Origin of the sequence: Selenomonas sp. oral taxon 126 (assembly GCF_001683335.1) — a bacterium.
Classification (GTDB): domain Bacteria; phylum Bacillota; class Negativicutes; order Selenomonadales; family Selenomonadaceae; genus Centipeda.
This window is the reverse complement of record NZ_CP016201.1, coordinates 1150245-1154126: the sequence shown is the minus strand read 5'-3', so window position 1 is coordinate 1154126 and position 3882 is coordinate 1150245. Positions and strand designations below refer to the sequence as shown.

The 3882-nt window shown below is 57.6% G+C and carries 4 protein-coding genes; 1 reads left to right on the top strand and 3 read right to left on the bottom strand.

The window, feature by feature from the left end; genetic code table 11:
- Window positions 1-250 precede the first annotated feature (250 nt).
- The 3 genes from AXF19_RS05165 to AXF19_RS05155 form a co-directional block, all read right to left on the bottom strand.
- Complete coding sequence (locus tag AXF19_RS05165; protein ID WP_066845974.1) at window positions 251-667, bottom strand: hypothetical protein; 417 nt, start codon at window positions 665-667, stop codon at window positions 251-253.
- A complete protein-coding gene (locus AXF19_RS05160) occupies window positions 667-1236 on the bottom strand; it encodes a gamma carbonic anhydrase family protein (protein WP_066845970.1) in 570 nt (189 codons plus the stop codon). The genes AXF19_RS05165 and AXF19_RS05160 overlap by 1 nt, the downstream gene beginning before the upstream one ends.
- A 246-nt stretch (window positions 1237-1482) precedes the next feature.
- Window positions 1483-2535 (bottom strand): hypothetical protein, encoded by a 1053-nt coding sequence (locus AXF19_RS05155; protein ID WP_066845968.1) that lies wholly within the window; start codon window positions 2533-2535, stop codon window positions 1483-1485.
- Between the two features lie 520 nt (window positions 2536-3055).
- On the opposite strand from AXF19_RS05155, the gene AXF19_RS05150 reads away from it, so the two are divergent.
- A partial coding sequence (locus tag AXF19_RS05150; RefSeq protein ID WP_157092527.1) for an MCP four helix bundle domain-containing protein occupies window positions 3056-3882 on the top strand: 827 nt, incomplete at its 3' end.

Below are 3882 nucleotides of genomic sequence, written 5' to 3'. Positions count from 1 at the left end.
TTGCCCTCCACGCTGGAGTCGCCGTTGCATCCTGTGAAGAGCACCACCATCGCCGCAAGGACTGCCCCTGCCGCAAAAACTTTCTTTACGGTAGAAATCTTCATGATCCTTTCCTCCTAACGACATTTTCTCAGTTCTCAAAATCATCTCACAAATTGTGATCTGTGCCTGTATTCTAACACAAAAAATCCATGCGTACAAGGCATGGATTTTATTATTTTTCGGTATACAGTTTATTTATGGAGAAAATTTAGTTCTTCACAATCTCCGCCGTCTCACCGTTCGCCTTCGCGCGTGCAATGCAGCCTTTGAGTCGTTCAATGTTCTTCACGTGCAAATCGATGGCAAAGCGGATGCGCTTCTTCTCCTCCTCCGTGAACTCCGGCTTCTCATAGGCGGCGCGGATGCGTGCGAGGCGCGCCTCCACGTCGCGCAGCTCGTCCTCCATCGGGCGCACATGCTCGAGTGCGCAGCCGTAGACTGCGCGCATGGCGTCCTCGACGTACTGTGCGTAGCCCGGCTCGCCCGAGGCTTTCTCGAGCCACTGCGCGACGTGGTGAATCACGTCGTAGGGCGACTCGCCGCCGTGGATCATGGAGACGATCTCCATCTTGACCTGCTGCTCTCTGCCGTGCGGCTGACGGATGCGATCTTGTTCCTCCGCCATCAGATGACCTGCTCGCCGCCGTAGCGCTCCCCGCCGATCTCGGGATAGACGCCGTACTCGACCGCCCACTCGCATTTGTACTTGAGCGCCTGTGCGTGGATCGTCGCAATGCGGTCGATATTCTCGCGCACAATCTTCGCGGGCACGCCTGCAACGAGGGAGTTCGGCGGAATGACGGCGTTCTCCTTGACCACCGCGCCCGCCGCGATGATCGAACCGCGCCCGATCTTTGCGCCTGTCAGCACGATCGCCCCCATGCCGATGAGGACGTGATCCTCGATCTCGCAGCCGTGGACGCATGCGCTGTGCCCGACGGTCACATAGTCCCCGATGATGCACGGATTGTCGTCCGCAACGTGCAGACAGGTGAGATCCTGTATGTTCGAGCTGGCGCCGACAGAGATGTAGTTGACATCGCCGCGCGCAACGACGCCCGGCCAGAGGCTCGCATACTGCCCGACGCGCACATCGCCCGAGAGGAAGACCTGCGGGGCGACGAACGCCTCCTCGTGAATCTGCGGGGTGATGCCGTGAAAACTGGGGAATCCGTCCCCTTTGAATGTAAACATAATGTGGCCTTTCTAAAATTACAAGTGTTTGTTCAGGACTGCGAACGCCACGCGAACGCTTAGTTACGCAAGCGGTCGGGTGCTTATCTGCCTAAATACCTGCGGACTTCTTAAACGCGCTACGCTTGAACGAAAGAAATCCGCAGGGGGCAGAACGCACCCTTTTCTCCGCTTGCTCCACTAGGGTTCGCTTTGGCGTTTCGCTCGCCCTGACAGACCTTGTCACATAACTGCATCCTACCTAATCTACCCCTTCGCCTCGAACGGCTCCCCGCCATTTGCCGCATGGTAATACCTGTGCGCGGCGGTAAAGACGGCAGCGGCGTTCGGCGCAATCGCGCGCACGGGCACGCCGTCCGACGCCTCATGCTTTTTACGGCGCACGCCGCGCATCTCCTCCTCGGCGGCATCCAGTGCCGTATTCGGGAGGTTCTTGAACTCCTCGGAGTTCGCATACTCCATCCACTCGCGCTGCAGCGCGCGCAGGAGGTAGACCTTCTCGTTGTCGAGCGGCGAGAGCTTCCCTGACTCCTGCGCCTGACGGAGCATGTCATCCATCTCTTTGGGCGAGAGCACGCGACGATTGCCATATTGATCGCGCGTCGCGGGACCGGGCTGAAAGCCCTCCTTCTTCTCGTCTGCCTCTCCCGCACGGCTGTCACCGGACGCCTCTCCCGTGCGCGCATTGATGCCGCTCTCCGCAGTACCTTGCGCGGCAAGGGCATCACGGCCGAGTGCGCCCTGCATCTCACCCGACCTGGGTGCGGCTCCCTCATCAGCCGCAATCGGCGCATCGAGCGCATCCCCCATGCCGCCGCCCGCCGTCATCGCGGAGGAGTCTCCGCCCTCGGCAGAGCCGCCGCCCATGCCATGAAAACTCGGTGTTTCCCCGCCGCCCGACTTCATCTCGGAGAGCACGGCGATATTCGCCTGCGCCACGGCGCGCTGGGCCTCGTCCTTCGTCTTGGCATTCCTGAGCGCACGCGCCAGTGCCTCGCGTCGCTCCTCGATCCGCGCCACCTTCTCGTAGAGGTCGGGATTATTATCCTTCAAATACTGCTTGTCCGTTGCGGAGAGCTTCTGTCCCTGCCGCAGCTTTTGGCGGATCTGCGCCTCGCGGTTCGCGTCCGCCTTTTGCGTCTTTTGCAGCGCCGATGATGTCAGCTTGTTCGGCTGCGCCGTTTTACCCATCGCCTCCGCGAGACTCTGTCCCGTTTTGATGCGATACTTCATCTCGCGCCGGAGATTCCGCAGCTGCGCATAATCAGCAACGCGCCCTATTCCCTCGAAAAGTGCCATAACATTACCTCCATGTAATGTAGTTTCATCTATATAGTATGAATCGACGGCAGCTGCCTCCTGCATAAGCCGTCATACAATATTCTAACGTATTTTGGGCAAAAAGAAAAGGCTGGTGAATCCACCAGCCTTGCTTCCCTGCCGTCATTTGGTCGTCCATGCACAATCTTTATTTATAAACAATTCCGTCGTGCAGACACTAATCACCCTGCCAAGTCCCGAGGTGCTCCCTCACCAAGGCCGACTAATCGTTCCAAACGTGCCGCATGCCGCCCCCGTCGTCCACAACCGAACGCTAGGCATACAGCGCAAACAGGAAAATTATGAATGTAAATTTATCACATTCCACCCCCTAATGCAATAGTTTAAAACTATTTTTGTGAAAAATTTTTTCTACATGAAAAAATGATTGACAAGCGCTCTCATCGGGTGCAAAATATGTGACATATAGGGTTTAACATCGCCCTCCTGTGTGGCAACGGGGGGTACAATGAGGGAAAAGGAATGAGGAGGAATCTCTATGGGACAGCGAATGCCCATCGGGCTGCAGCTCACGGGGCTGGTCGGCAGTGTCATTGCACTGATGATCGTCCTGCTTGCCGTCGTTCTCTATGAATTCAAGTCATCAAGTGCGGACTATCAGCATCTGCTCTCGGTCACGGTCAAGAACAGCATTACACTGCTCGAGGCGGAGGACGACTTCCATCAGGGACTGAGCGAGGTGCGCGGCTACATCATCACACGCGACGCGAACCGTGCGACGGATACGGAGAACGCGCTCAAGAAGGCAGACGAACTCATCGGTGTCTTTGCCGACAATGCGGTCAACGCCGACGCGAAGGCACGCGGCGAGGAACTGCGCAAGGCGGTACACGACTATACAGAGAAGACGAAGAACATCATCGCCCTCTACCAGCGCAACGACATCGAGGCGGCGACGGCAGCAGCCACGGAACTCCGCAAGAAGACGGACGAGATCGACGCGCTCTTTAGCAAGGCGGCAGAGATTCAGACCACCGTACAGGAGCAGCAGCTTGAGAAGCTGAATGACAACGTCGATCACATCTTTATCATCGTGCTCGTCATCAGCATTGTCGGCATCATCGGTATCGGTGTCGCCGCCACATGGTACGCACGCCGTCTCGCCAGTCGTCTCGTCAAACTGCGCGGCGAAGTCGGCAAGCTCGGAAAACTCGACCTCTCCTTCCAGGGCTCGCGTGCAACATGGAACGACGAGATCGGCGATATGGCAAACGAGCTGCTTGAGATGAAGGATGCGCTTCACCACATCGTCCGCTCGATCCAGACCGAGGCGGACAGCCTCTCCAATGCAAGCAGCGACCTCTC